The 4,812-nt window shown below is 70.3% G+C and carries 5 protein-coding genes; 3 read left to right on the forward strand and 2 right to left on the reverse strand.

Annotated features, from left to right (window positions below; translation table 11 throughout):
* A partial coding sequence (locus tag ABD785_RS41055) for a metallophosphoesterase family protein (RefSeq protein ID WP_344840310.1) occupies positions 1-1,453 on the reverse strand: 1,453 nt, incomplete at its 3' end.
* Between the two features lie 10 nt (positions 1,454-1,463).
* On the opposite strand from ABD785_RS41055, the gene ABD785_RS41060 reads away from it, so the two are divergent.
* The gene (locus tag ABD785_RS41060; protein ID WP_344840312.1) at positions 1,464-1,805 is read left to right on the forward strand and encodes a metallopeptidase family protein; all 342 of its coding nucleotides are present in this window, start codon (positions 1,464-1,466) and stop codon (positions 1,803-1,805) included.
* Positions 1,806-1,868: 63 nt separating this feature from the next.
* Positions 1,869-3,143: an MFS transporter gene (locus ABD785_RS41065; RefSeq protein WP_344840315.1), complete on the forward strand. Its 1,275-nt coding sequence runs from the start codon at positions 1,869-1,871 to the stop codon at positions 3,141-3,143.
* On the opposite strand, the gene ABD785_RS41070 is transcribed toward ABD785_RS41065, so the two are convergent.
* Positions 3,127-3,420 (reverse strand): PspC domain-containing protein, encoded by a 294-nt coding sequence (locus ABD785_RS41070; RefSeq protein ID WP_344840318.1) that lies wholly within the window; start codon positions 3,418-3,420, stop codon positions 3,127-3,129. The two genes, ABD785_RS41065 and ABD785_RS41070, sit on opposite strands and share 17 nt — an antisense overlap.
* 135 nt (positions 3,421-3,555) lie before the next feature.
* Here ABD785_RS41070 and ABD785_RS41075 point away from each other — a divergent pair, with 135 nt between their 5' ends.
* Entirely contained in the window at positions 3,556-4,707 is a 1,152-nt protein-coding gene (locus tag ABD785_RS41075) for an acyl-CoA dehydrogenase family protein (RefSeq protein ID WP_344840320.1), read from the forward strand.
* Positions 4,708-4,812 lie beyond the last annotated feature (105 nt).

The raw sequence follows: 4,812 nt of genomic DNA on the forward strand, positions 1-4,812 counted from the left end.
CCGGGAGAGAGGGGGAGGGAAGGGTGGGGGGTTGGGTGAGGGTCACCGGTGGGGAGAGGTGGCGTTCCACCTGGACGGAGGAGAGGCCCAGGCCGCCGACGGTGAAGTCGTCCCAGGCCTTGAGGGTGTGGGTGGCGCGGGTGAAGTAGAGGAGGGAGAGCTGGATGGGGGTGGGGGTGTCGTGCTCGAGGCCGCGGAGGCCGGCGCCGCCGGTGCTGCCCTGGGTGAAGAGGCGGGAGCCGGAGGGGAGGAGGGTCGTCTTCCGGTCGTGGGTGTGGCCGGTCAGGATCAGGGGGGTGATGCCGTCGAAGGCCCTGCCCTGGTTGGGGTCGTGGACGACGACCAGGTCGGGAGGGGTCTGCTTGAGGGGCTGGGCCTGGGCCTGGCCCTCGTTGTAGAGGGAGGCGTCGGTGAAGTCGTCGTCGGCGGTGGTCTTGTCGGGGGTGAAGCGGGGGTCGCCGACGCCGTAGATCTTGAGGCCGTCGACGGTCTTGGTCTGGCCGTCGAGGACGACCGCGTTCTTGATCTTCGAGACGGCGGACTGGGTGCCGGTGCTGTCGTGGTTGCCGCGGACGTAGACGTAGGGGACGGAGAAGGTGGAGATCTCGTTGGCGAAGCGGTCCTCGGGGCGGGAGCCGTGGTCGGTGAGGTCGCCGCTGTCGATGATCAGGTTGGCCTTGAACTGGGTGCTGATCGTGCGGATCACGTCCCAGGCGACGGGGGAGAGGTGGATGTCGCTGACGTGCAGGACGCGGATCGTGTCCGGGTCGGGGGTGTAGACCGGCAGGGTGCTGGTGGCTGTGTAGAGCTGGGAGACGTTGCCGACCAGCTTGGCCAGCATCGCGCGGTACTCCTCGAAGCGGTTGACGACGGTCCTGGCGTCGCCGACGAGCTGGGGGGCGTTGGCGAGCAGGCCGGTGTAGCGGGGTTCGGCCACCGAGGACGGGCGGAAGGTCAGGGCGGCCAGGGCCATCATGGTGGTCATCGCGGTGAAGCCGGCGGCGGTGGCGATGAGGGCGCGGCGCCAGCTGCGCAGGAGCAGCAGGGCCAGCAGGAAGGCCGAGGCCAGGCCCGCCAGGAAGCCCCGGACGGCCAGCCAGAGGATGCCGTGGCGGACCTGGGCGCCGATCGTGTCGGTCAGGTTCTGGACCGCTTCGGGGTCGTTCAGCAGGTTCTGCGACGTTTCCGGGCGGAGGCGGACGATCTGCGCGTTGAGCCGGAAGGGGCCGTAGTGGGAATCAAGACGGAGGGAACCCAGCGGGGGGACGTCCACGACCGTTCCGCCGTTGAGGGAGAGAGTGGTCGTCAGGGAGACGTTGGCGGGGCCTACCGGGGTTTGGATGCGGCCGCCCAGCACCAGGCCCAGGGCGGCGCCGAGGACGCCGATGAGGGCGATGGCGCCGTACAGGGCGGTGCGGCGGGTGCGGGGCCCGGGGGTCCAGCGGAGAGGCACGGAGAGTCCTATGGTCGAGATGTCGGAGCTCGCGTTCGAGGAACTGGTGGCCGAGGCTCTCGACACCATTCCACCGGGGCTGACGAAGCTGATGCGGAACGTCGTGATCGTGGTGGTGGATCATGCCCCGGAGAAGGGGCTGCTGGGGCTCTACACGGGGATTCCCTTGACCGAACGCGGCGACTGGTACTCAGCAGTCCTGCCCGACCGGATCGAGATCTACCGGACTGAGCACCTTGCAGTCTGTGAGACGGAGGAGGAACTCAAGGAGGAGGTGGCGATCACCGTGGTCCACGAGATCGCGCACCACTTCGGGATCGATGACGACAGGTTGCATGCACTCGGGTGGTAACTCCCCCCAGAAATTCGGCACATTCGGTCACTTGATCGCCACGCTACGTGATTTGATGGTGGGGTGGGCAGGCACAGACGGCCACCGGAGGAACAGGCGACATACCGAGAGGTCTTCGGGGTCGCCGAGTTCCGGCACCTGTGGTTCGCCCAGACCCTGAGCTCGCTGGGTGATCAGCTCGCTCAGGTCGCGCTCGCCGTTCTCGTGTACCACCGTACGCAGAGCGCGCTGCTGACCGCGCTCACTTACGCCCTGACGTATCTGCCGCCGATCGTGGGCGGGCCGGTGCTGTCGGGGCTCGCGGACGTGCTGCCGCGGCGGCGGGTCATGGTCTTCTGCGATCTGGCGCGGGCCGTGCTCGTCGCGCTGATGGCCATCGAGGGGACCCCGTTCTGGACCCTGTGCGCCCTGGTCTTCGTGACGACCCTGCTGGGGGCTCCGTTCACCGCGGCGCGGGCGGCCGTGCTGCCCGACATCCTCGAGGGCGACCGGTACGTCGTCGGGGCGGCGGTCAACAACATCACGCACCAGGCGTCCCAGATGCTGGGATTCGTGGCGGGCGGGGCGCTCGTGGTGGCGCTCGATCCGCGGCGGGCGCTGGGCGTCAACGCGGCGACGTTCCTGCTGAGCGCGCTGATCCTGGTCCTCGGGGTGCGCAAGCGCAAGGCCGCGCGGGACGGCGGGCCGCGGCCGGGGCTGTGGCGCACCAGCCGGGACGGCGCCCGCCTGGTCTTCCGGGACACGACCCTGCGGAGCCTGGTCAGTTTCGCCTGGCTGTGCGCGTTCTACGTGATCCCGGAGGGGCTGGCGGCGCCCTACGCGGCGACCTTCGGGAAGGACGCCCTGTACGTCGGGGTGCTGATGGCGGCCATGCCCACCGGAATGGTGATCGGTTCGTTCCTGTTCAGCCGGTTCGTCCGGCCGTCGGGGCGGATCCGGTCGATGGGCTGGATGTCGATGGTGGCGTGCGCTCCGCTGATCGGGTGCGGGCTGAAGCCGGGGCTGTGGGTCGTCGTCGGGCTGTGGGCGCTGGCGGGGGCCGGCGGGGCCTACCAGCTCGCGGCGAACGCGGCGTTCGTGGCGGCGGTGCCGGCCGAGGCGCGGGGCCAGGCGTTCGGCCTGGCCCAGTCGGGGATCCTGGCCGGCCAGGGGCTGGGCATCCTGGCCGGGGGAGCGCTCGCCCAGGTGATCGGTCCGGAGACCGTGGTCGCGCTGGCGGGCGCGGCGGGGCTGTCGGTGGCGACCATGCTCACCATGGTGTGGACCCAGGTGCGCGGTGACGTGCTGAGCTCGATGTTCGCTCCGCCCGCCGAGGTGAAGGTCACAGCTTCTTGCTGAGGGCGTCCTGGGTCTTGTTCATCGCGTCCTGGACCTTGGGCTTGTCGAACCAGCGCTGGGCGATCGACTGCTCCTCGCCGGCGGCCGGGATCAGGATCCAGGCCAGGGCGTAGAGGACGGGGATCGTCAGGCCGATGCCGACCACGGTGCCGAGGACGGTGGTGCCGGCGACGACCAGGCGGGTGACGTTCAGGTCGAGGTTGGTGCGCTCGGCGATCGTGGCGCAGATCCCGGCGACCATCTTGTTCTCGGTGGTGCGGTGCAGTGAGTTCGTCATGGCCTCAGAATGCCCCTTTCGGGCGGGGCGTCACATCCGGGAAAGACCCTGAAAGCACCCCTGAGCGGACCCCGGGGAAGCCGGGTCGCCTACCCTGGCCCGGGTAGATCGCCGCTCGCCGCCGGAGGCCCCGTCATGGACGTTCTGAAGATCGACGACCAGCTCACCGACGAGGAGCGGATGATCCGCGACACGGTGCGGGCGTTCCGTGCCGAGGCCGTCGATCCCCATGTCGCGGACTGGTTCGAGCGGGGGGAGCTGCCGGTCAGGGAGCTGGCGGCGGAGATGGGCAAGCTCGGGCTGTTCGGGATGCACCTGCACGGATACGGGTGCGCGGGCCTGGGGGCGGTGGCGTACGGGATCGCCTGCCGGGAGCTGGAGGCGGCCGATTCGGGGCTGCGGAGCTTCATGTCGGTCCAGGGCTCGCTGGCGATGACCGCGATCCACAAGTACGGGTCGGAGGAGCAGAAGCTGCGGTGGCTGCCCGGGATGGCGGCCGGGACGCTGCTGGGCTGCTTCGGGCTGACCGAGCCCGACCACGGCTCGGACCCGGCGGGGATGGCGACGACCGCGCGGCGCGACGGCACCGGGTGGGTGCTCGACGGCGGCAAGATGTGGATCACCAACGGGTCGGTGGCGGACGTCGCGGTGGTGTGGGCGCGCACCGAGGACGGCATCAACGGGTTCCTCGTGCCCGCGGGGACTCCGGGGTTCACGGCGGGGGACATCAAGCGGAAGATGTCGCTGCGGGCGTCGGTGACGTCGGAGCTGGTCCTCGACGGGGTGCGGCTGCCGGGGGACGCGCTGCTGCCGGGAGCCCGCGGCCTCCGGGCCCCGCTGGGCTGCCTGTCGGAGGCCCGGTTCGGGATCATCTTCGGCGCCGTCGGTGCCGCGCGGACGTGTTATGAGACGGCCGTCTCGTATGCCGGGACGCGCGAGCAGTTCGGGAAGCCGATCGCGGGATTCCAGCTCACGCAGGAGAAGCTCGCGTGGATGGAGGTCGCGCTGGGGCAGGCCGGGCTGACCGCGCTGCACATCGGACGGCTGAAGGAGGCCGGGAAGGCGACGCCGCAGCAGGTGTCGTTCGGCAAGCTCGCCAACGTGCGCGCCGCGATCGACGTGGCCCGGCAGGCCCGGACGATCCTCGGCGCCAACGGGATCACGCTCGAGTACCCGGTGATCAGGCACGCCAACAACCTGGAGTCGGTCCTCACCTACGAGGGCACCCAGGAGATCCACACGCTCGTCCTGGGCGAGGCGATCACCGGGATCCCGGCCTACCGCTGAGCGGCTATCGGCTAGGGGCTGTTTCAAAGTCGGCGCCCGTGGCGAGCGGCGTCCAGGTGCGTGCCTCGCGGGGGCGGAGGAGGGAGTCGACCTGGTTGGGTCGGC

Origin of the sequence: Actinocorallia longicatena (genome assembly GCF_039534125.1) — a bacterium.
GTDB lineage: Bacteria > Actinomycetota > Actinomycetes > Streptosporangiales > Streptosporangiaceae > Actinocorallia > Actinocorallia longicatena.

Bases quoted from the DNA above. Each gene is read 5' to 3' on its own strand.
- ABD785_RS41060 (WP_344840312.1), top strand. From the start codon at position 1,464: ATGGTCGAGATGTCGGAGCTCGCGTTCGAGGAACTGGTGGCCGAGGCT.
- ABD785_RS41075 (WP_344840320.1), top strand. From the start codon at position 3,556: ATGGACGTTCTGAAGATCGACGACCAGCTCACCGACGAGGAGCGGATG.
- ABD785_RS41070 (WP_344840318.1), bottom strand. From the start codon at position 3,420: ATGACGAACTCACTGCACCGCACCACCGAGAACAAGATGGTCGCCGGG.